Origin of the sequence: Treponema denticola ATCC 35405 (genome assembly GCF_000008185.1) — a bacterium.
Lineage (GTDB): Bacteria > Spirochaetota > Spirochaetia > Treponematales > Treponemataceae > Treponema_B > Treponema_B denticola.
Window position 1 is genome coordinate 1120053 of sequence record NC_002967.9, and the last position, 20921, is coordinate 1140973.

The 20921-nt window shown below is 37.7% G+C and carries 18 protein-coding genes; 6 read left to right on the forward strand and 12 right to left on the reverse strand.

The genetic code is table 11. From position 1 onward, the window contains the following. Window positions 1-7: 7 nt before the first annotated feature. On the reverse strand, window positions 8-982 hold the full coding sequence (locus TDE_RS05205) for a hypothetical protein (protein WP_002670623.1): 975 nt from the start codon (window positions 980-982) through the stop codon (window positions 8-10). 211 nt (window positions 983-1193) lie between these two features. On the opposite strand from TDE_RS05205, the gene thrS reads away from it, so the two are divergent. After that, the gene (gene thrS / locus TDE_RS05210) at window positions 1194-2951 is read left to right on the forward strand and encodes a threonine--tRNA ligase (protein ID WP_002682400.1); all 1758 of its coding nucleotides are present in this window, start codon (window positions 1194-1196) and stop codon (window positions 2949-2951) included. 103 nt (window positions 2952-3054) lie between these two features. On the opposite strand, the gene TDE_RS05215 is transcribed toward thrS, so the two are convergent. After that, window positions 3055-3813 (reverse strand): hypothetical protein, encoded by a 759-nt coding sequence (locus TDE_RS05215; RefSeq protein ID WP_002682401.1) that lies wholly within the window; start codon window positions 3811-3813, stop codon window positions 3055-3057. A 30-nt stretch (window positions 3814-3843) separates the two neighbouring features. After that, window positions 3844-7203, reverse strand: coding sequence for a periplasmic flagellar collar protein FlcA (flcA, locus tag TDE_RS05220; protein WP_002682402.1), 3360 nt, complete (start codon window positions 7201-7203; stop codon window positions 3844-3846). Between the two features lie 258 nt (window positions 7204-7461). Here flcA and TDE_RS05225 point away from each other — a divergent pair, with 258 nt between their 5' ends. The 4 genes from TDE_RS05225 (at window position 7462) to ispH (ending at window position 11946) form a co-directional block, all read left to right on the forward strand. Then, on the forward strand, window positions 7462-8166 hold the full coding sequence (locus tag TDE_RS05225) for a DUF4912 domain-containing protein (RefSeq protein WP_002670630.1): 705 nt from the start codon (window positions 7462-7464) through the stop codon (window positions 8164-8166). After that, window positions 8153-9730 (forward strand): glycoside hydrolase family 57 protein, encoded by a 1578-nt coding sequence (locus tag TDE_RS05230; protein WP_002682403.1) that lies wholly within the window; start codon window positions 8153-8155, stop codon window positions 9728-9730. Before TDE_RS05225 ends, TDE_RS05230 begins: the two co-directional genes overlap by 14 nt. A gap of 183 nt (window positions 9731-9913) precedes the next feature. Next, window positions 9914-11053, forward strand: a complete 1140-nt coding sequence (alr, locus tag TDE_RS05235; RefSeq protein ID WP_002682404.1) for an alanine racemase — start codon at window positions 9914-9916, stop codon at window positions 11051-11053. Between the two features lie 23 nt (window positions 11054-11076). Next, complete coding sequence (gene ispH / locus TDE_RS05240; RefSeq protein ID WP_002682405.1) at window positions 11077-11946, forward strand: 4-hydroxy-3-methylbut-2-enyl diphosphate reductase; 870 nt, start codon at window positions 11077-11079, stop codon at window positions 11944-11946. Window positions 11947-11949: 3 nt separating this feature from the next. Here the strand turns inward: ispH and TDE_RS05245 are convergent, their stop codons facing one another. The 6 genes from TDE_RS05245 to TDE_RS05270 form a co-directional block, all read right to left on the reverse strand. Next, window positions 11950-12804, reverse strand: coding sequence for a GNAT family N-acetyltransferase (locus TDE_RS05245; protein WP_002682407.1), 855 nt, complete (start codon window positions 12802-12804; stop codon window positions 11950-11952). Between the two features lie 3 nt (window positions 12805-12807). Next, complete coding sequence (locus TDE_RS05250; protein WP_002682408.1) at window positions 12808-13716, reverse strand: hypothetical protein; 909 nt, start codon at window positions 13714-13716, stop codon at window positions 12808-12810. A 57-nt stretch (window positions 13717-13773) separates the two neighbouring features. Next, window positions 13774-14289: a GNAT family N-acetyltransferase gene (locus TDE_RS05255; RefSeq protein WP_002670641.1), complete on the reverse strand. Its 516-nt coding sequence runs from the start codon at window positions 14287-14289 to the stop codon at window positions 13774-13776. Between the two features lie 16 nt (window positions 14290-14305). After that, complete coding sequence (locus TDE_RS05260; RefSeq protein ID WP_010956877.1) at window positions 14306-14710, reverse strand: GNAT family N-acetyltransferase; 405 nt, start codon at window positions 14708-14710, stop codon at window positions 14306-14308. Then, window positions 14701-15180: a GNAT family N-acetyltransferase gene (locus TDE_RS05265; protein ID WP_002682409.1), complete on the reverse strand. Its 480-nt coding sequence runs from the start codon at window positions 15178-15180 to the stop codon at window positions 14701-14703. Before TDE_RS05265 ends, TDE_RS05260 begins: the two co-directional genes overlap by 10 nt. Before the next feature lie 121 nt (window positions 15181-15301). Further along, window positions 15302-16213, reverse strand: a complete 912-nt coding sequence (locus tag TDE_RS05270) for a tetratricopeptide repeat protein (RefSeq protein WP_002670643.1) — start codon at window positions 16211-16213, stop codon at window positions 15302-15304. A 234-nt stretch (window positions 16214-16447) separates the two neighbouring features. Between TDE_RS05270 and TDE_RS05275 the strand changes: the two genes are divergently transcribed. Continuing rightward, complete coding sequence (locus TDE_RS05275; protein ID WP_002670653.1) at window positions 16448-16678, forward strand: hypothetical protein; 231 nt, start codon at window positions 16448-16450, stop codon at window positions 16676-16678. Between the two features lie 72 nt (window positions 16679-16750). Here TDE_RS05275 and truB read toward each other — a convergent pair whose 3' ends face one another. The 3 genes from truB to infB are packed head-to-tail and all read right to left on the reverse strand — an operon-like array spanning window position 16751 to window position 20920. Then, window positions 16751-17824: a tRNA pseudouridine(55) synthase TruB gene (truB, locus tag TDE_RS05280; protein WP_002682411.1), complete on the reverse strand. Its 1074-nt coding sequence runs from the start codon at window positions 17822-17824 to the stop codon at window positions 16751-16753. A gap of 14 nt (window positions 17825-17838) precedes the next feature. After that, window positions 17839-18237, reverse strand: coding sequence for a 30S ribosome-binding factor RbfA (gene rbfA / locus TDE_RS05285; RefSeq protein WP_002670660.1), 399 nt, complete (start codon window positions 18235-18237; stop codon window positions 17839-17841). After that, a complete protein-coding gene (infB, locus tag TDE_RS05290; protein WP_002682412.1) occupies window positions 18230-20920 on the reverse strand; it encodes a translation initiation factor IF-2 in 2691 nt (896 codons plus the stop codon). Before infB ends, rbfA begins: the two co-directional genes overlap by 8 nt. Window position 20921: the final 1 nt, after the last annotated feature.

Below are 20921 nucleotides of genomic sequence, written 5' to 3' on the forward strand. Positions count from 1 at the left end.
CTTATCCTTATTCCGTTCCTAAGTTCTCAACTATATAATCATATACGGTCCATATACCGTCTTTTGAGGCTAAAAAATATGTAAAGCGTTTCTTTTCTCTAAAATTGGAGTATTCAAACCATTCTATTACCTTGACTTCTGCCTTTGTGTCTGTGTAGCCCGTATGTTCTATTTTAAATTCTACCGGAATGACGGCAATATCTTTATCGACTCTTTCTTGACTTAATTCGTGTTTGTACACTTCAACCATTTCCATTCTGCCGGCTTCTGATTCTGCCTTAAATCTTCGATTGCGGGAAGGATCTCTGGATATCATTTTTTCCAAATCCATATAGAGAAAAAATTGCTCCCATAGAGATTTTTGGCGGGCAGTTAAAAGATAACTTATTACCTGATCCGGCGGAATGGGTTTTGCCTGTAATATCTCGCCTGAAAGCGGAGAAACAGGTAATGAACCCAAGGCTGCGGCTGAAGGTGCCGGTTTTATTTCAAGGCTTAACTTATTTGAAATTACGTGTGCTTCCGAATTGTCCGAATACCGTTTTAATTCGGGAAAAAACAAAGAATTTACAAGGAAGATTCCGGGCTCGTTAATTTCGATATAATCTTTTATGTTTTCGATAAAAGAATATGTTTCTCCGGGTTCCAAGGTTATTTCGCGGAAATAAATTTGGCGGTTAGTATTTCTTTTCCTCATCCATTCTGCTGTGTGCTGTAATTGTCTGTTTTTACTGTTTATAATTCCGAAATCTATGCTAAATGACCTGTCATCTGCAAGTTTAAATCGAAGGGTTTCCGACTTATTGTTTGTAATTGAAATTTGTACAAAAATAGGTTCGGAAGCTCCCGATCCGGGATAATAAACACGCCTGTCATAAAATCTTATAGAAACATCGGCCTTTGAAACAGACTCGGTCATGTTTTGAGCAAATATAAATAAAGATTGAATAATGCAAAAAATACTTATTAAAATTTTTTTCACCTTAGATTCCTCCGTTTTAGATTAAGAAAGCCTCAATCTATTGTCGGCATTTTTTTTCTTTTCCATTAGTTTATGAATTATAATCTATTGACTCAAGACTAATCAATAGAGTATACTAATGTCGATATGATAATGTTTCTTTTAAGCTATAACAGTATATAGCTTTTTGTTAAAATTAACAATATATGTCAAGCATAAGATAGGGGAAAATATGTCAACTTTACAAGAAAAATCAAAAAAATTAGGTACTCTGAGGCATAGTACTGCCCATGTTATGGCTGAAGCCGTAGTTAATCTATTTCCGGGAACAAAGGTTGCGATCGGGCCGGCTATCGATTACGGATTTTATTATGATTTTGAACTGCCTCGTCCCATAAACAATGATGACTTACCCGCAATCGAAAAAGAAATGCGTAAAATTCTAACTACCCGTTCAAATTTTGAAAAGGAAGTGATAAGCAGAGAAAAGGCTCTTGAAATGTTTAAGGATCAGCCTTTTAAGATTGAACTTATAAAGGGTTTGCCTGCAGACGAAGAGATAAGTATTTATAAGTCCGGTGAATTTACCGACCTTTGCAGAGGTCCCCATGTATGCTCGATGGCCGACATAAATGCTCAAGGGTTTAAACTTATGAAAATAGCCGGAGCATATTGGCGGGGCGATGAAACAAGGCCCATGCTTACCCGAATTTACGGTACGGCTTGGGAAAAGCCCAACGATTTAAAAGAGTACTTGGCTATGCTTGAAGAAGCCGAAAAGCGGGATCACCGAAGGATCGGAAAGGCTATGAATCTATTTCATATAGATGAAGAAAATCCCGGGCAAATATTTTGGCATCCTAAAGGCTGGACTCTTTATTTGACCATACAAAATTATGTAAGAAAACGCATAAAGGAAGACGGCTACCTTGAGGTTCATACACCCTTTGTTATGCCCCGCTCCTTGTGGGAAAGGTCGGGCCATTGGGCTAAGTATAAAGAAAATATGTTTATAACCGAAAGCGAAAAGCGCCTCTTTGCTTTAAAGCCGATGAACTGTCCCGGCCATGTGGAAATATTTAAGCAGGGAATTAAAAGCTACAAGGATTTACCCTTGCGCTTAGCCGAATTCGGTTCTTGTACCCGAAATGAGCCCTCGGGTTCTTTACACGGTATTATGCGTATCCGCGGGTTTGTTCAAGATGATGCCCATATTTTTTGTACCGAAGAGCAAATTTCTTCCGAAGTTTCAAAATTCTGTGCCTTGTTAAAGCGCATGTATGCAGATTTCGGCTTTGCTGAAGATAAAATTCTTGTTAAATTTTCTACGCGTCCAGAGCAGAGGGTAGGGGACGATGCTACATGGGACAGGGCGGAAAAGGCGCTCTCTGATGCTTGTGCAGATGCCGGCCTCAAATATGAAATTGCAGAAGGCGAGGGTGCTTTTTATGGGCCTAAGCTGGAGTTTACTTTAATCGATGCCCTCGGCCGTGAATGGCAGTGCGGAACCATACAGCTGGATTATCAGCTTCCGTCGGCAGAAAGACTAAATGCCGAGTACATTGGAGATGACAACAATAAGCATCATCCTGTAATGCTTCATAGGGCTGTTTTAGGCTCACTGGAAAGGTTTATAGGAATTTTAATAGAAAACTGTGCAGGTATTATGCCTCCTTGGCTGGCCCCTGTGCAGGCGGTTATCGTTCCCGTAGCCCCCGCCTTTAACGAATACGCTCAAAAGGTTCAAAAGGTCTTGGACGAAAAGGGCTTTAGGGTTATAGCCGACATCGGAACCGATAGAATGAATGCTAAAATCAGAAAACACCAAGAAGAAAAGGTCATCTATCAGCTGATTGTAGGCCAAAGCGAAATGGACAATAATTCCGTTGCTGTCCGAATGAGAAAGGGCGGTCAAAAGGTTATGACCTTAGATGAATTTATCTCATTCTTAAAAGACAAGGTCGATTCTTTTGCTATTGATTCGGAATAGGGAGAAATTAAAAGATTCTAGGGCATCTCTAAAAACCTTGTTGGATTTGCTTCGCGTCCTTCGGAATAGAGATGCCCTTTAATTTGTTTCTTTTTGCGAATACCTATTTTTTGACCGCAGGGTGTAAGACAATACCTGCCTGAACTATTAAGCCGTCTGAACTCTTGTTGACGAGTTTATCCCAAAGGTTTGAAAATGGCAGGTAAGCTTTAAGTTGTACACCTGCCTTCCAGCCTGAGGTTAGGGTATATTCGGCTTTAATGCGCAGTGAGGGGTAAATAAAGCGTCCGTTTTGCCAAAAATACCGGTTTATTTCCCGCACTTCTTTTGCTGTAGTTAATCCATCAGAACCGGCTGCATCAGGTTTTATTCCGGGTTCAAGCAAGCCGAATCGTATAAAAAAAGCAAGGCCTCCGCCCATGCTGATTGTCCATCTTTTTAAGTCAAGTCTTGCTAAAAAAGGAACATCAAGTAAAAAGCTCATTGTAAGTGCCGTCCTATGTTCTATTTCGCAAATATAGGCCCTGTTTTTGTAAAAACCATAGTGAAAAAGAGAAAAATCCAAGGAGGGAACTATGCTTAACATTTTTATTCCCTTATATTCGTATTCGGCCCCTAGATTTAAAGCAACGCCAAAGGGCGGAGCAGCGTGTTTTTTCAGACTGGAAAATACCATTTCCGTACCTATGTAAAAACCGAAGTCTGATGGAACCTTTGTTAAAACTTCTGCTTGATTCGCCTCATTTGTTTCTTCGGTTTTTTGTTCAATTTCTTGTTTTGATGCCGCTTCTTGAGTATAGATATTAAAACTTAAAAAAATTAAAAGCAAGATGGAAAAAAATAAGTTTGGTTTTTTGATCATAATTTCTCTCCGTTTTATTTTCGCTCCCGCCTATCTGTCTTCCGTTTGTTGTAGAATCTTTTCGTTTTCAAGGGTCTTAGGTATATCGCTGTAGATTTCCGGTACAAATGCAGAGCGCGGTTTTACCATGTTTTGAATATTTGCATAAGCTAGGTTTATCGTTTTTGCCCGAATCATAGTTTCCGGATTTCTGTTTAGAGCGTCCCAAGCCCTTGTCGATTCTCCGAACAAGGATAGGGCTCTTCCGTTTTTGTTGGAATCTCCGTTTTGAACGGCTATCCTGTTAAGCACTACAGCAAGATTATTTGAAGTGTGCATATAGTCTTCTACAAATTCCGCATGGTCAACACGGGTTTGCGGAAAAATAATTCCCTTTCTTATTTTTTCGGCTTCCAGTAATTCCATCAGTCTTTCATAGTAAGCTTGGGCCGCAAAATAATTGGTATATTTAAATAGGACATTTCCAAATCCGTATAAAAGGTTCTTATCGTTAGGTTTCTCGCTGTAAGCCAGAGTCATAGCCTTCATCGCATCCGAATAATTTTCTTTTTGATAATAGATATAGCCCATCTTGTATTGAATTGAGGGACTGTTATTTAATTCACGGACTGCATGTTCGTAAGCATCCAAGGCTTCATCATAATCTCCGGCTATAAAATAAGAAATATCTCCATAGTTTGCATAAAGTTTTCCGACAACAGGGGACGGATAAATGCCCTTTTGAGCTGTGTAAGCTTCGTATTTGGACAAGGCTTTTGCATAGATTTCTTGAGCTTCGTTATACAGCTTATCGCCTGCTATGAGCTCTCCGTAAAGACGCATTGCATCTATCTGTCTGATAGTACGTTTGGGCGTCATTTTTATGCTGTCTTCGTAGAGGTTTATTGCGTTTACAAGATAATCCTTGGCTGCTTCATTTTTTTGATTGTGTAAAAAGAAGCGTCCCATATTATAATTGGCTTCAGGGCTTTCAGGCCGTTTTTTTATGGATTTTTCCAATAGTTCCCGCAAATCATCTATTTTGCCTATCAGATTTTCAGAATCGGTAGGTTTGGGCTCATACCGTTTTTCAAGAAGATAGCCGCTGAGTTCGATGAGGTCTTCATCGGGCAGTTTTTTGTTTAAAAAATAGTTTTTTAAAGGTAAAACTTCAGCCAAATTGTCCGTGCGGATAAAGTAACGCATCATTCTTCCTGAAAATACGTCCTTGGATCCGTAAAGGTTTATAAGGCTTGCATAGGTTTTTCTGGCCTCTTCATACTTTGTAGAATCTTCATCTGCCCAGTCCAAATAAACGTCTCCTAAGGCTAGAAGAGTACTTTGGTCATTTATGTGATAGTCTAGGACTCCTCTTTTAAGAACCTTTTCGGCCTTTTCATAATTGCGTAAATCGGTACTGAGCATATCTGCATATTCGATACCGCCTTGGCGGTCATGGTTAAAGTCGGATAAAAGCCGCTCATAAATTGTTTCTGCGGATAGAAACTGCTTTTTTTCACGGAAGGCATTTGCAAATTTAAAATACCATTTTCGTTTTTTCTTATAAGTTCCCGCCTCATCAAAGCGCTTGATAGCTCTTTCATATTGGCCCGATTCTATACTGGTCATTCCTTCTTTATAGTAGCCTTCGGCTACAACCGGTTTGTATATAAATTGCCATACAAGAACAAAAATCGAAAATATAAAACATAGGACTACAGTGGTTAAAATTGCTGCAGGTAATATTTTATGTACAAAGCGGTACTTAAAGCTGCGTTTTTCTTTTTCGTAGTCTTCATAGGATTTTTTATCGAATCCCCTCGGAATAGGAATGGATTTATCTAAGATACCTTCTAATTTGCTTACTATCTTTTTTAGAGAAACATCGTTTACAATTAAATGAACGATTTCCATCTTGTTTAATTCGGAATCGTCCACATTTACAAGATAGTCTTCAAGTTCTATTCTTAAATTGAGAGGGAATGAAGAAACTCTTTCTATCAGGTAGTCATAATCATCTTCAGAAATTGAAAGGGGAATTTTTCCCTCATATTCTTCTTCATCGATGGGCTTTTTTGATTCAAAAAATTTAAAATTCTTCTCGGGAGAAAATTGGATAAAACTTTCAGGAACGGAAAAATCATCCATTCCTCCGCCCATTTCGGTATTTAAAACATTGTCATCTATAGCAAAGGCTGTGTGCTCGTCTATTTCGGGAATATCTATGTCTGTAAAGCCGCTTCCCGGCGGTGAGACATTTTCTTGAGCAGGGCTTGACTCTTCCAAACCATGCAAGTCTTCTCCCGTCAAAGATTCGTCAAAGGAGGGTTCCTGCGGATCTGATGATTTTGAAAAGCTTGAAAAATCTCCTTTATCAGATTGTGGAGAAGACAGATCTATACTGTCGGGGGTATCTGTGATGGGAGAAATATCCATACTTTCAAGGCCTTCGTCTTCCGGTGATAGGTTAAGATCTTCAAGCTCATCAGCTTCGGGCGATAGGTCAAGGTCTTCAAGTTCATCAGTTTCAGGCGATAGGTCAAGGTCTTCAAGTTTGTCCCTTTCAGGCGATAGGTCAGAGTCTTCAAGTTCATCAGCTTTAGACGATAGATCGAAAGTTTTCGGAGAGTCTTTCTCAGGTGATATGTCTAGACCCTCAAGCTCATCTATTTCCGGCGACATATCTATGCTGTCAGGATTATTGGACAGAGGAGCAAAATCCATGCTTGCAAGACCTTCATTCGCGGGTGAAAAATCTATACTTTCGAGTTCGCCTACATCATTATCGGTATCGCTTGATGCGGTTATGCCTAAATCGGCAGGTTCGAAAGACGTGCCGGCATCTTCTAAGGGTGCTATTTCATCAGTAAAATCATCTAAATCGGCTATATTTTCTATGTCGGGTTTATTTGTTTCATCTGAAACCGGCTCCTGTACTGCAAAGTCCGTATCAAAATCCGGGAAAATATCATCTGTTTCATCATTCGTATTTACGGCATCTTCACTTCTGGCATCTTCAACCATATCCCCCAGTCCGGAGAGCAGAGCTTCGGGTACATCAAAGCCGTCATCATCTAAGCCGTCTATGTCATCCAATGAATCAGGTCCTTCAAGATCCAAACCGGAAAGCATGTTGTCAAAGTCTTGGGAAGCGCCATCGTTTTCATCTTTTTCTGCAGGAAAGATATCTGCCACATCAAATTCCGAAGAATCATCCTGTTCTTGTTTAGGAGGAATTTTGTCTTCTTCTTTAAAACCTAATAAGTCATCCAGATTTACATCAGGAAGAGGCACTTCTTTAGGTAAAGGAAGATCTTCACGTCTTTCCCCCCATTTTGCCGTAATTTCGGGTTCGTTTGCTATTGCGAGAAGTTGATTTTTAAATTTTTCAAGCTCTTTTATACTGGGCATTTGAGCGGGCCTCCCCCCTTATTTTCGGCTTATTTTGGTTCAACTTGATATATTATTTTATACCATAAAAGGAGTTTTTTTTCAATGAGTTCTGACATATTCAGAAACCAAGTATAAATGCCGATAATTTTACCATGATGCCGTTAAAAAGCTGTTTTATAGTTTACTTCTCTTGACATAACGGCTTTTTTTTTGCATTATTATGAACTAGTTTAATAGTGTAGTTGGCGGCGGAATCCGCTGATTTAGGGGAAATGTGTGAATTTATCAAAAAGTTATTTACAATCCGTTTCTACGGATGAGCTTTTACAAATTGCCGATGATTACGGCATATTTGTACCGAAAGGGCTATGCAGAAATCTAATAATTGAAGAACTGCTTGAAATAGACGAAGATTCTAATGTATCTGATAGCAAGCTTTTAAAGGTCAGCAATGATGAGTTGTTTTTAGATGATGAAATGGATGGTAAAGGAAATGCCGGCTTGGCTCTTTCCTACAACAAGACTGAAATTCATGTGCTGCTCAGGGACCCAATGTGGGCCTTTGCTTTTTGGGATTTTTATAAGCCCGAATTTCTAAATTTAGTGGATGATCCCGATTTTGACTCTTTCTTTTTAAGGGTTCTTTTGCTGTCTGAAAATAATCTGTCCGAATCATATGATTATTTTGATATTGATGTGGCAGAGGCAGATAGGAATAGATATTTTTATCTTTCTTTTGAAGATTCGGTAACAAGGGTTGAATTATGCTCCCGTAAAATTGAAGGAGAGGTTTCCGTTTTAGCAAAGTCTAATCTTATAAGGCTTAGACGGAAAAATATTCCTAATAATTTATGCGTTCTTGATAATGATGTAAGCTCGTCGGTATATCTTTCAGGAATTTCCGAGTTAAAAAAACAGCATTTTAAAAATTATCGTCAGGCCTTTAGGGGAAAAGAGGAGCCGAAAATTGAAAGATTATAAATTAATTTTTATTTTGGATGCTCATTTGCCGTATGTATGCAATGAAGTTGAGCAGGGCCTTATAGAAGAGGATTGGCTTTTTGATGCTTTATCTTATCTTTATCTGCCTGTCTTGAAAATGTGTTCTAACTTACAAAAAGAAAATATTCCGTTTAAAATAGGTGTTGTTTTTGAACCCGCACTATGCGATATGCTTGACGACAAGGTTTTGCAGGATAGATACCGTCAACATGTTCAGCGCAAAATCGAGTTTGCAAAAAAAGAACTTGAATGCTTTGCAGAATGTGCAGAGACAAAAAAACTTATTCAGTACAACTTAAAGCGTTTTAATGATGATAAGCGTATCTTTGAAGATTGCGGAGGAAATGTTTTAAAGCAGTTTGATTATCTTGCTCGTCAAGGTTATGTAGAGCTGTTGGCAACGACTGCAACCAATTCATTCTTACCGTTTTTTTTGAGTATGCCGGAAGCTATTGCTGCACAGATAGAAATGGGGCAGATAAATTACCGCAAACATTTCAGCTCTGTTCCCTCAGGTTTTTGGATTCCTTCAATGGCTTATTTTGACGGTTTGGATGATATTATAAGAAGTTACGGTTATGATTATACGGTTGTTTCTTCGGAAGGTTTTTTGCTTTCGGATAAGGTTCCGCCTGCCGGTGTTTTTTCGGCAGCAGCTTCAAAAAACGGGTTAAAATTTTTAGCCTGTGATCTTTCCGCTTGTAATTCTATTTATGATGAGCTCAACGGGTTTCCTCAAAATAAGGTTTATATTGATGTGGAAAATGATGTCGGCTTTAGACAATCCGAAGAATATTTAGCTTCAGTATTCGATACTTCAAAGGGCAGGCGGGCAATAGGGTTCAGGTATTGGTCAAGGGATGAAGAAGAAACTCCTTATGACATACAAAAAGCTCATGCTCAAATTTTGGCAGATGCCGAATCCTATGTAAACTCTCGTGCAGAGGCTTTAAGAGCCGTTAAAGAAACGGGGGGGGGTGAATCACCGTTTTCCCTTTTGATTATCTCATCCGATTTTTTCGGTAAAAAATGGTGTGAAGGTCTTATCTGGCTTGAGCGGGTTTTTAGGCTGATAAATGATAATGAAGAGTTGGAAACTATGTTACCTTCAGATGCCGCTAATTTGTCTAAGCAGCTTTATACTGTTAAGCCGTTTTTTTCTTCCTTTTTAAAGTCAGGTTATGCGGATGAACTTTTAACAAATGAAAACGACTGGATGTATAGATATATAGTTAAGATTACCGAGAGGATGATCGATCTTGTCGAGATGTTTCCTGCAGACGGCAGCTTAAAAGAGCGCGTTTTAAATGCTGCGGCGAGAGAGGTGCTTCTTTTACAGTCCGTTTATTGGCCCCTTTATATAAATGATCCGCAGCTTAAAGATTTTGCAGAAAGGCGTTTTGTAGAGCATGTCAATTCTTTTACGGCAGCCTATGAGGCCCTTGGAGCCGATTCGCCTGATGCAAAGTGGCTTTCAGAACGCGAAAGTAAGTATCCCGTTTTTAAAGATATAAATTACCGTATTTTTAGCCGCAAAAAATAATGCAGCAGGCTAAAACTTGAAGATGAAAAATATACAAGGATGTACACCCCCAACCGCCATGGAAGGCGGTGGTTCCATACTTCGAGAGTTTTGCTTTAGCAAAACTCTAAGATGAAAAATGTACACGGATGTACATTTTTCATCGGTCTTGCATAAAACTTTATAAATGTATAAAATATTCTTATGAGAGCGACAAAGGCTATTATCCATTTGGATAACTTACAATATAACATTAAAGAAATAAAAAAGCGGCTTAACAAGAATGTAAAGATTTGTCTTCCGGTCAAGGCCGATGCCTATGGGCATGGGGCTGTGAGGGTTGCGGTTGCAGCAATAAGGGCAGGCGTTTCTTATTTGGCTGTTGCCTCCATTCAGGAAGCTGTCGAATTAAGAGAGGCCGGTATTGTAGCCCCGATTATTTCTTTAAGTCTTCCCGTGCTTGAAGAAATTCCTGAGCTTTTAAAATACGATATTGAGCCCTTGGTTATAGATGAGGAGTTTATAAACGATTTAAACCGTTTTGCAAAAAAACTAAATAAAAAAGCCTGGGTTCATCTTAAAATAGATACCGGAATGCGCAGGATAGGCTGCTCGCCTATGGAAGCCGTTAAACTTGCGGTACAGATAGACCGTGCAGAAAATCTTGAGCTAAAAGGAGTGTGTACGCATTTCGCTGTTTCCGATTCTACCGATGAAAAAAATATTAAATTTACAAAAAAACAGATTTCTGTTTTTAAGGACTCAATAAAAGAAATAAAAAAAGCGGGGATTAATCCCGGATTAATTCATGCCGCAAATTCAGGATCTGTTCTTCAATATCCCGAAGCCCAGTTCGATATGGTGCGTCCGGGAATCTTGGTCTACGGTTATGCACCCTCTCCATCCCTAAATTCTTTAATAGATTTAAAGCCTGTAATGGAGCTTGTTACACAGGTAGTGCTTATCAAAAAAATTGAAAAGGATACAAGCGTTTCTTATGATAGATGTTGGACAGCCGAAAAAGAAACATTTGTTGCAACCCTTCCTATAGGCTATGCGGACGGACTCATGCGTTCCCTTAGCGGATTAAAAGTGAGAATAGGAAAAGATTTTTTTCCGATCATCGGACGCATTTGTATGGATCAATGTATGATAGATATAGGCGCTTCTCCATGGGTTCAAAGATGGGATGAGGTTTGTATCTTCGGTCCTGTTTCAAAAGAACATCCTAAAAATAATACGGCCCAAGATCTTGCAAAAATTGCCGGAACTATTCCTTATGAGCTGACATGCGATATAAACAAAAGAGTTCCGCGTATTTTTATTGATGAAACCATACAATAAATTATTTTGTGCGGGCGGTTTTTATGGTTGTAAAACGTGCGGAAGTTTTAGGTTATTGTTCCGGAGTACGCAGAGCTGTTGATACGGTTCTTAAACTAGCGAAAGAAAATACTGAAAATAAATCCGGCCTTTATACCTTCGGACCATTGATTCATAATCCTTCTACAATGTTACGGTTAAAACAAATGGGTGTAAGAACTATTGACACTGAAAATTTTACCGAAGATGAAGACTATAAAGATTCCGTTATCGTAATAAGGGCTCACGGTATTCCTCCGTCAAAAAAAAGCGAGCTTGAAAAAAGCGGGGCTAAGGTGATAGATGCAACATGCTCCAGAGTAAAGGCAAGTCAGGCCCTTGCAAAAAAACATTCTGAAGAAGCCTTTGTTATTTTAGCCGGAGATAAAAACCACGGAGAACTTATAAGCATTGCAGGTTATGCGGAAGGAAAATGCTTAATCGTTCAAAATGCCGAAGAAGCCGCTTTAATAGATTTACCTTCTTCTTTGAGTGCAAATGGGAGTGCCGTTTTAATTGCCCAAACGACGATTAAGGAATCGGAATATGAAGCAATAGCTTCGGCTTTGAAGAAAAGGATTTCCGATTTAAAGGTCTTTAATACGATTTGTCCTGCAACCTCCGATCGGCAGGCTGCCTTAAAAAAATTAGCTTATGAAGTTGATGCACTTTTAGTTATAGGCGGGAAAAATTCTGCAAACACAAAAAGGCTTTTTCAAACCGCCGTTGACACAAAAAAGCCTGCATGGTTAATCGAAGATGCCTCTGAAATACCGAAAGAGATTTTTTCTTATTCAGTGATAGGTTTAACTGCCGGTGCTTCAACTCCCGATTTTATAATCGATGAGGTAGAAAAAAAATTACTTGAGGGATAAAACTTAATTAAGGATATAGGTATTATACGATTCTTTACAGTTAATTTGTAAGGCCGTCATTAGTGGAAAAGCATAATAATCGGTATCATCTATTTCAAAATAAATTTGCTCATAAGCGTTTAATAGATTATTGATTATAACTTGAAAATAATTTAGATAGGTTTCGATTTCTTCTATTGTCTTTCCGCCAAGATAGCCGATTTCGGGAAGATTTTCTATGTAAACTATTACATAGGCTGATACTTCGTTATTAGAAATTAAACATGAGGACCTTTCTTCATCGCAATCGGCTAAAATTTCATTTGAAAATTCTTTTATACATATATCTTTATTGAGCGGGTTTATGCTTTTGTGTGTGTCGGCATAATTAAAGTAAAATATTTTTTTGAATTCTTCTTTTTCTTTTGAATTTAAATTTATAAAAGGTTTTATCTGCATATTTTTAAATTCAGTAGAAGTTTCCTTTGACAAAAAAATATTTTGAGCTTCTTTTTTTAGATCAAAACTATATGACCTGCGGGCTAAAACAAAACCTTCTTTAAGTAAAAATTGAATTAATTCCTCTTTACCGGAAGAACACATAACTTGAAATCTTTTTTTAGCCGAGTTTTCTTTTAAGGCTTTTAAAAGCCGGCTCCCCAATCCTTTGTTTCTGTAATCTTTCTCGATATGGATATTTATATAATCCCTGTATGGATGAAAAGAATTTGTGTAAAGGCTGCCTGCTCCGATTATCTTTTCTTTATCGAATAAGCCGATTAGATTTCCTCTTTGGTTAAGATTAGCTTTTTGAAGAAAGTCTTTTACTTCCTTTTGAGAAATAATTTTATCGGTAAGACCAATTGATTTTATACTCATGATTTAAAGAACCTCTTCAACTACACAGTTTAATATTATATCAAAAATTCTATCTTTTTCGGAATAGTCTATTTTTTGTTTTTGCCAAACTTGAAAGTAAAGCTCACGTAAAAAGCTTAAAACTGCAAAGGCTTTTATTTGTAAAAAAGCTTTGTTTTTACTTTCACCTATTTCGGAAAAATATGCATTTAAAACTTCTTTTGCTTCATCGGTGATATTATGCCATTCTTTTTTATTTAAGCCTAAAATATTTATATGTTCAAATTGATATAAATTTAAACCGGAAGTAATATGTTCGGCATCAATTATTTTTAAGCTGCCCTTTTCTGTTTTAAGCATGTTCCCCGTATTCATGTCTTCAATGATAATACAGCCTAGGCCCAGGTTTAAATTTTCAATATTTTTTTTAATAATTTTTTTATCATGTTTACCCCTGTATATTTCAAGATAGGGGAGGGCTTCCGCATTTATCATCTCTTCAATTGAAGGATAGCTTTTACCGTCCAAATACATTGAAGAAAAAGAGCTCGAGGATGTGTTATTTAAATTTAGATGTGCAAGTTTTTTAAAAAAATCTTTTATCAGATATCTATCGGTTTTGGTAGGTTGACAACCTTCAAGCCATTCGCTTATAAAAATATAGTAATCTTCAGTTTCAATGAGGTTTTTATATTTTAAAATAAAGTCTTCACTGTCATTTAAAGCATTTAAATATTTAATTGAATTTTTAATACTCTCCGTTTTCTGCCGTAATTTTACCGCAAAAGTTTCATTGCCGCCGGTTATTCCCTTAAATAAATCCGTGTAAGTATGATCTTCCAGTTGAATAGGTTCAAGGGTTTTAAAATTATCGTTTTTAAGGTGTGAATTGAGAAGGTCTTTAATTGTATCGGGTTTAATGTTTTTTTTCATAATTAAAAATACTCTTTATGTTTTTTATAAGTCATCTCTAAAAATCTTGTCGGATTTTTAGAGATGACCGGCGAGGCATCCATTTAGTTCCTTTTCTAATATTTCTCCATCGTCTATTTTTTTAATAGTTTTATAGTTTAAGTTTTTATACATATTATAAGCAGTGGTGTTATTTAAAAGTACATGAAGCCTTATTTTATTATAACCTAAATTGATAGTTTCTTTTTCAAGTAGCAGCATGGTTTGTTTCCCATAACCTTTATTTCTATATTGTTTATCTATGTTTATCTCCATCACAAAAGGAAATGTTTCGTTATTATGAGTAATTATAAAATACCAAAGATAGCCTATTTTTTGACTGTCCTTTTTAACAACATATAAATTATGATTCTTTGTTTTTACTCCTTCCGTCAATATGCCGTTGAGCTCTTTTTCTGCTAAACTAATAGCTGTTAATTCATTTGCTTTTTTAGTTTGAATGAAAGTTTCGGCTAAATTTTTAATCATATCCCGTTTTATAGTATTATAAGATTTTTCATTCATTTTTTCTATATTGCAGTCTACATTTTTCATAAGCTGATAAGTTCCTTTATTTTAATATTCCATAACAAGATATGTTATAATCTTGAATATTCTTTAAGCCGTTTTTCTTGTAAAAATCTATAAGCTTTTTATCATTATCACAAAGTAAAATAGTTTGCCGTACCGATTTGTAATCTTTTACAATTGTTTTTATAAGAGCCGTGCCTATTCCTCTATTTTGATATTTTTGTTTTACAATTATGTCTTGAATTAAAATGGTTGTTATTCCATCACCTAAAACTCGTGCAATCGCTGCAAATTCGTTGTCAACAAAAACAGAATATATTTTTAGTGATGAAGTTATACTTTGCCATAATTTATCTTTGTTTTTTGTATATGCCGTCCAGCCGGCTTCTTCATAAAGATTGATAACCTCTTCTTTTGAAAATTCAATATCTGTTTTTATTTGCATGTCATTATCCTTTTTATCATTATAACTTCCCATTTTGCCGGCGGAATATATTCGGTTATAAACGGCAGCTCGTCTTCTTTTTTATCAAAGATTGTGAAGCTGTTTTTTTTATAAAATTCTATTGTCCATTCAAACATTTTAAGAGCCTTCAGTATAAGATATTCCAAACCTATATGTTTTGCTTCTTGCTCAATAAAATTTAAAATGTATTTACCGTATCCTTTTCTTTGTATTTTATGTTTGATGTATATGGCTGAAATAAGCCCATGAGTATTTTTATCTTTAAGTGATATAAATCCGATTGCCTGATTATCTTCATATAGAATATATGTATTTTCGGTTTTTATCATATTTTCAAAGGTTTCAATTATGTCTTGTTCCGGTACAACTCCGAAAACCTTGTTACTGTCGTTATAGATATCTAAAATAGTTTTTGCTTCTTCTATTCCGGCTTTTTCGGTTTTGAGCATTTTTGTTTCTCCCATAAAAGATTTTGTAAATATTCTAATTATATTTTGATAGGAATTCAAGGGTTTAGATACCGTGTAATCGGTGTTTTTGCCTGGTACCGATTACACGTTTTTTTGTAAACTATTTGGTTAATTTTTTTAGCTCTGAAAGTTTTTGGTCTGCCATATCTTGAACTTGTTTGTTGGGATTTTTTTTCATACGGAGATAACATTCTTTTGCCTTATCGTATTGCTTTAGGGCTTCATAGCATCTTCCCATATTAAAGATAATTACATAATCTTCATTTGCGAGTTTATCGGCTTTTAATAGCACATTTAAAGCCTCTTTAAATTTTCCTTGGCCGATGTATGCTAAAGATAAATAGTTATGCACTTCGATATTTTTAGGATATAGTTTCAATTGGGCTTCACCTGTTTTCTCTGCAGCATTTAAGGTTTGAGGGGAGCTTTTTTGAAGCCAGTTTTTATAATACTCGTTTATAGAAATTAGAAAAAAGTGTTCACTTTCTGATGATGGAATTACCTCATTCATGCTCCAAAGCCATTTATGATTTATCTCTTTTCCAAGTTTTAGAACTTCGATAATCTTCTGTGATTGCTTTTCATATTCTCCTATTTCGCCTAAAATATGAATTCTTCCAAAATACATATCCAAGCGGTTTTTACCGAATTTTAATCCTTTTTCCAAATATGACAAGGCTTTATCGACATCTTCTTTTTCATACCAGATATTATTGTTTAAATATCCTGCGATTTTATTTGTTTTTTGATCCACTAATGCCAATGAATTGGTATTGTCCTTCTTATAGGTGTCAAGTGACTGTGTAGATCTTTGACCTTTAAGCAGGTAATAATTAAAATAGGCAATGTAGAGTTCAGGATTTTTTGGCTCTGCCTTTTCCCATTTTGGTAATAGAGCTGCAATCCCTTTTATATTTCTTGCCGAAAGCAGATTGTCATATTCGGATTTGTAATCTGCAAAAATCCGGAATGACACCAACAAAATTAAAAAAAATATAATACGTTTTTTCATATATTTTTCCTCCTCATAATAACTATAGCTATATTGTAACATTGGTTTTATGATCGGTCAATAGTATTTTGTTTATCCTCTTGACGATACCTATAAAATTGAGTAAATTCTAATTCGTGCCTTAATTTACGGATATTATGGTGTTTTGTAACTAAATACTAAAATCTGTCTTTAATGTAAGGCTGTTATAATGCCGAAAATAAGATAAATAAAACAAATTCAGGAGCTATTTTTATGAAATGTAAATATTGCGGAAAAGATGTCAGACCTGTAGGCCCTAACTTGGAAAGCGACGATAACGGATATAATTGCCCTGCAAGCGTATCAAAAAAACATGCTATTATACCCGATGGTTCGCATTGTATTCATTGCGGCCGTGAGACAAAAATTTTGGGAGACAGGGTTGTAACCAGCTACGGTATACGTTGTTCGGCTTCTCCTTCAGGAAGACATGCAATACAGTAAGTTGCAGTACCAATAGCAAACGCAAGTTAAAATGAGCGGCGATATTTTAGACGCTCATTTTAATTTAAACCTTTAATTTTTTATCACCGTTTCATATTTCGGACAGTTCTTATTTAGTCCTATAATTCCGATCCACAAGTCACCGCAAAAGACGCATGTTTTTTTGTTTTCTAGGTCTAAGCCTGTGATATTTTCTAAAACTTCATCGGTATTTAAAAACCAATTGAATTTAATCTTCTTTCCGTTATAAAAATCGTTTAGATATTTTCTATCTAAAAAGAGGTAAGGCAATTTTAAGTTTTCTGCCGTCTTAGGAGAAAAAATAATAGATTTTGCCATTATTTCCAAAAAATCAATTTCTTTTTGTTTATAGAATTTTTTGCCGGCCGCTGCATCTAAAATTTTCTTTTCTTTTAAGAATAAATTTTCCGGTGCTGCAGAAAAATTATTTAAAAGATCAAAACCTGCTGCATCTTCAAGTTTAAAATTTCCAACTGCCGTTCTCCTCAAGGCCCTAACATAGGCACAAGAAGATGCCTTCCTTGCAAGGTCTCTTACAAGGGAGCGGATGTATGTTCCCTTTGAACATTCCACGACTATATGGGCATATCTTATTTTTAGCTCGGCGTTTATGTTTGTAAAATCCTTTTCTGTAAATTCCAAACCGCTATCTGTAATTATCCCTTTAAGTTCGATTTTAAAAATTTCTATTTCCCTCTCTGCAATTTTTATCTTTTCGCCGCTGCGTATTCTGTCGGAAGCTCTTTTTCCGTTTATTTTTATTGCAGAAAATTCGGGCGGTCTTTGGAGTATTTTTCCTAAAAAAGAGGGAATGGATTCCGTTAAATTTTTATAAGAGGGAAGGGGGGCTGTTAAAACGGGTTCGCCTTCAGGGTCGAGGGTATCCGTTTCCGTTCCGAACTCTACCCATGCTTCGTAGGTCTTTTTTTCGGCTGAAATTATGTCAGCAAGTCGGGTTAATTGTCCCGTAAGAAGAACCAAAAGGCCGTCTGCAAAAAGATCCAGAGTTCCAGTGTGGCCGACCTTTTTTGTAGAAAGGGCTTTTTTTACCGCCGACATTGAAGCAAAGCTTGTAAGTCCCGCCTGTTTTGCAAACGGGATGATAAGGTTTTTATTTAATTCCATTTTTAAGGCAGGGCTTAATCGGCTTCCGAACTGCCGGCGGTTCCTTCATCTTCATCGGGATCGGTAAAGTACTCAAGGCTTTCAAGTTTGTTTACCATGTCTATTCCTTCCTTTATACTCTTATCGAATATAAAGGTGAGTTCGGGACACTGCCTTACATGAAGCTTTTTTGCAAGGCTGGTTCTTATAAAGCCGGAAGCATTTTCCAAGCCTCTTACTCCCTGCTTTGTTTTATGTTCATCTAAAAAGCTTGAAACATAGACCTTTGCATAGGCAAGATCTCCTGAAACAATTACCCTGTTTATTGAAAGAAGAGAAGAAACTCTCGGATCCTTTATTTTGCCGGAGCAAATAAGGGCCGAAATTTCTTCCCTTATCTGCTCGCCCAATCTTGCAAGCCTAAACTCACTCATCGGTTTCGGTTCCTTCTTCTTTGATTTCGGGAGCCTTGTATTTTTCGCTGTCGCTCAATTTTCGGGCAACCTGAATCATTTCGATAATTTCTAACTGGTCATCAACCTGTATATCGTTAAAGTCTTCGATACCGATACCGCACTCAAAGCCTGCTGCAACTTCTTTTGCATCGTCTTTAAATCTCTTTAATGAAGATAATTTTCCTGAGTGAACGACTATGCCGTCTCTGATAACATGGACTGCACAGTTTCTCTTTACGACGCCTTCAAGAACATAACAGCCTGCAATTTTTCCGATTTTGGGAACCTTAAATGTATTTCTGACTTCAACCATACCGATGACCTGTTCCTTAATATCGGGGGAAAGCATTCCTTCCATGGCAAGCTGAATTTCTTCAACAGCCTTGTATATGACAGTGTATTTTCTTATATCGACCTTTTCCTGATCGGCCAAGAGTTTGGCTTGAGGAGTGGGGCGTACGTTAAAGCCTATGATTAAGGCGTTCGAGTCTGCGGCTGCAAGCATAACATCGGAATCGTTGATAGCTCCTGCCGAAGCATGTATTACGTTAAGCCTTATTTCGGGTGTGGAAAGTTTTTCCAGTGACTGCTTTAAGGCTTCTACGGAACCTTGAACGTCTCCCTTTATGATAACCTTAAGCTCCAATATTTCTCCGTCATGGATGGTTTCATAGAGGTTATCGAGGGTAACCTTCTTAACATTCCTTGAATCTTCAAAGCGTTTGAGCTCCTGCCTTTTGTCGGAAATCTGGCGTGCTATGCGTTCCGAATCCGTAACTTGGAAGGGGTCGCCTGCATTCGGCATACCTTCAAGACCTAGGATTTCGACGGGCATACTCGGAGTAGCTTCATCGATTTTTTCGCCCCTGTCATTGAAGATGGCTCTTACGCGGCCCGAATAAATACCTGCAACATAAGGGTCTCCGGTTCTCAATGTTCCGCGTTGAACGATAATGGTTGCAACAACACCTCTTCCGTGGTCGATGCGGGATTCTATAACCTTTCCTTCCGCATTGCATGTATAATTGGCCTTTAGCTCAAGTACTTCGGCTTGAAGAAGGATTGTATCCAAGAGGTTGTCCAGTCCCAATTTTTTTAGAGCCGAGATTTCGACAAACATGGTGTCTCCGCCCCATTCTTCAGGCATGAGGCCTAATTCCGAAAGGCGGGTCTTTACCTTGTCAACATTTGCTTCGGGCTTATCGACCTTGTTTACCGCAACTATTATGGGAACCTTGGCATCGCGTGCATGGTTGATAGCTTCAATGGTTTGAGGCATAACGCCGTCATCGGCTGCAACCACCAAAACAACGATGTCCGTAATTTCGGCTCCTCGTGCACGCATCATGGTAAAGGCTTCGTGTCCGGGGGTATCGAGGAAGGTAATTTTTCCTCCGTGGGTATTTACCGTATAAGCACCTATGTGCTGAGTAATGCCTCCGAATTCTCCCGCTATAACATTAGAGCTTCTTATGGCATCAAGTGTCTTTGTCTTACCGTGGTCAACATGTCCCATTATTGTTACAACGGGAGGCCTCGGTTGCAGTTCGGATAAATCGTCTTCCTTGCTTTCGATAACCGTTTCATCGTAGAGGCTTACAATCTTTACATCGCAGTCATATTCGGAAGCGAGGATGGTAGCCGTATCGGCATCGATGGACTGATTCATCGTAACCATCATTCCCATTCCCATGAGCTTTCCGATGAGCTCCGAAGCCTTTAGGTTCATCTTCTTGGCCAATTCGGAAACGGAAATCGATTCCATTATTTCTATCTGTTTAGGAATATTATGAATTTTTTCCTTTTGCTTTTTCTTTTGATTTAAGAGGCGCTCTTCAAAAAATTCCTCTTCCTTGTTTTTCTTGTTGTATATTTCTTTTTTTGCCTTGTGGGCTTTTTTATTTGTTTGAGCCTTGTTTTTTTCGACAGGGATCGGAGCCGGAGCAGCTCCCGGTCTTGGGCCGCCGAATCCGGGCCTGTTTTGAGGTCTGTCGCCGGGTCTGCCCTGTTGTCCGCCTTGTCCTGTCCTAAATCCCTGCTTTTTTCCGTCGGAATAGGCTCGTGCTTGGGCTCCGGAAAAATTGCTTTCGCGCCGGCGTCCTTGTCCGGGTTGACCTTGTCCCTGACCTCCGGGTCTTTGCGGGCGGTTTCCCTGTCCGCGGTTATTTCTTCGGCCCGAGTCCGCCAAGTTACCTGCCTTTACATTGGGCCTCTTACTTGCAAAATCTATTGAATCTATTGAAGAAGGAGTCGGCTTTTTTCTTTCAGTCTGTTTTTCTTCTTTTTTTGCAGAATCGAAACTCCTCTTTTCGTTTTGTGCGGAAGGCGCATCGCTCTTTTTATCTTCAAAGCGAGGTGCCGTCTTCTTTGTTTCTTCAAGCCTTTCATCCGGCTTTTTTTCTTTTACGGAGGCTTCTGCAGGTTTTGAGCTTTGAGACGAAGCTTTTTTAACGGAAATAACCTGTTTTCCGGATGCTTTTCCGCCGGAAGATTCTTCCGAAGATGATTCAGGCTTCTTGGATTTTCCTGCCGAAGTTTTTGAAACCTTTACAACGACTTTCCTTTTAGAGTCAGTTTTGCCGGATTCAGGTTTAGAATCTGCAGCTTTACTGCTTTTTTTGTTGAGAATTACATCAGGCTTATTTGTGTTTTCTATATCCATA

Coding starts and splice junctions, on each gene's coding strand:
- TDE_RS05250 (WP_002682408.1), bottom strand. CDS start 13,716: ATGAAAAAAAACATTAAACCCGATACAATTAAAGACCTTCTCAATTCA.
- ispH (WP_002682405.1), top strand. CDS start 11,077: ATGGTTGTAAAACGTGCGGAAGTTTTAGGTTATTGTTCCGGAGTACGC.
- TDE_RS05245 (WP_002682407.1), bottom strand. CDS start 12,804: ATGAGTATAAAATCAATTGGTCTTACCGATAAAATTATTTCTCAAAAG.
- flcA (WP_002682402.1), bottom strand. CDS start 7,203: ATGCCCAGTATAAAAGAGCTTGAAAAATTTAAAAATCAACTTCTCGCA.
- TDE_RS05270 (WP_002670643.1), bottom strand. CDS start 16,213: ATGAAAAAACGTATTATATTTTTTTTAATTTTGTTGGTGTCATTCCGG.
- TDE_RS05265 (WP_002682409.1), bottom strand. CDS start 15,180: ATGCTCAAAACCGAAAAAGCCGGAATAGAAGAAGCAAAAACTATTTTA.
- TDE_RS05275 (WP_002670653.1), top strand. CDS start 16,448: ATGAAATGTAAATATTGCGGAAAAGATGTCAGACCTGTAGGCCCTAAC.
- truB (WP_002682411.1), bottom strand. CDS start 17,824: ATGGAATTAAATAAAAACCTTATCATCCCGTTTGCAAAACAGGCGGGA.
- infB (WP_002682412.1), bottom strand. CDS start 20,920: ATGGATATAGAAAACACAAATAAGCCTGATGTAATTCTCAACAAAAAA.
- alr (WP_002682404.1), top strand. CDS start 9,914: ATGAGAGCGACAAAGGCTATTATCCATTTGGATAACTTACAATATAAC.
- TDE_RS05260 (WP_010956877.1), bottom strand. CDS start 14,710: ATGCAAATAAAAACAGATATTGAATTTTCAAAAGAAGAGGTTATCAAT.
- TDE_RS05255 (WP_002670641.1), bottom strand. CDS start 14,289: ATGAAAAATGTAGACTGCAATATAGAAAAAATGAATGAAAAATCTTAT.
- rbfA (WP_002670660.1), bottom strand. CDS start 18,237: ATGAGTGAGTTTAGGCTTGCAAGATTGGGCGAGCAGATAAGGGAAGAA.
- thrS (WP_002682400.1), top strand. CDS start 1,194: ATGTCAACTTTACAAGAAAAATCAAAAAAATTAGGTACTCTGAGGCAT.
- TDE_RS05215 (WP_002682401.1), bottom strand. CDS start 3,813: ATGATCAAAAAACCAAACTTATTTTTTTCCATCTTGCTTTTAATTTTT.